Source organism: Actinomycetospora sp. (assembly GCF_055612215.1).
Genome location: NZ_JBVPVA010000549.1, coordinates 1 through 1294, shown reverse-complemented (window position 1 = coordinate 1294; position 1294 = coordinate 1). Strand labels below are relative to the sequence as shown.

The following is a 1294-nucleotide window of genomic DNA, read 5'->3' as shown; positions in this document are numbered from 1 at the left end:
GTCGATCATCTTGAGGACGGTCGTGAACGTCGAGTGGTCCCCGGAGATGCGGGGCATGCGGTCGAAGCAGTAGTCGTTCTCCGCCGTCGCCGCGTCGCCGTACCAGGCCTTGAGCAGGCTGATCACGTAGGCGGGCATGTTGCCCCAGAAGCCCTTCTGCGCCGCGTCGGCCGCCAGGTACTCCCGCAGGTGCATCTCCTTGTGCGCGTTCGGCATGGGGATGTAGCCGGGCAGCAGGTCGTAGAGCGTCGGGATGTCGGTGGAGCCCTGGATCGTGGCGTGGCCGCGCAGGGCCATGATCCCGCCGCCGGGCCGGCCGATGTTGCCGAGCAGCCCCTGCAGGATCGACGCGGCGCGGATGTACTGCACCCCGACGGTGTGCTGGGTCCAGCCCACCGAGTAGACCCACATCGTGGTGCGCTCGCGGCCGGAGTTCGCGCAGATCGCCTCGGCGACCTGGGTGAACTGCGCCGGGCTCATCCCGCACACCCGCGAGACCATCTCCGGGGTGTAGCGGGCGAAGTGCCGCTTGAGGACCTGGTAGACGCACCGGGGGTGCTCCAGGGTGTCGTCGCGCTCGGGCTCGCCGCGGAACGAGGCCCCGCCGGAGCCGGCGCTCTCGGACTGGCCGAGCAGGTGGGTGACCCGGTGGGTGTCGTCGCCGGAGCCGCCTCCGCCGCCGCCCTCCGCGGTCGAGCCCGACACGACGTCCCACTGGTCGCGGTTGCCCGACGCCGCCGCGACCTCCGCCCCCTCGTACTGCCAGGTGGACGTGTCGTAGCTGCGGGTCTCGGGGTCCCAGCCGGAGAACAGCCCGTCCTCGTCACCCGCGTCCTCGAAGTCCTCGCGGACGATCATGGGTGCGTTCGTGTAGGCGACGACGTACTCGCGGAAGTCCTTGCCCTCCGTGAGGACGTGGTTGATCAGCCCGCCGAGGAACGCGATGTCGGTGCCGGGCCGGATCGGCACGTGGGCGTCGGCGACCGCGGTCGTCCGGGTGAAGCGCGGATCGACGTGGATGATCGTCGCGCCGCGGCGCTTCGCCTCCATGACCCACTGGAAGCCGACCGGGTGGGCCTCCGCCATGTTCGAGCCCTCGAGCACCACGCAGTCGGCCTGCGCGATGTCCTGCTGCGTGTTCGTGGCGCCGCCCCGACCGAAGCTGGTCCCCAGACCGGGGACGGTGGAGCTGTGTCAAATGCGCGCCTGGTTCTCCACCTGGACGGCGCCGAGCGCGGTGTAGAGCTTCTTGAGGAGGTAGTTCTCCTCGTTGTCCAGCGTCGCCCCGCCGAGG

General features: G+C 70.4%; 1 protein-coding gene. It reads right to left on the bottom strand.

Annotated features, from left to right (window positions below; genetic code table 11):
- A partial coding sequence (locus AC0CYZ_RS15290) for a molybdopterin-dependent oxidoreductase (protein ID WP_472216778.1) occupies positions 1-1294 on the bottom strand: 1294 nt, incomplete at both ends.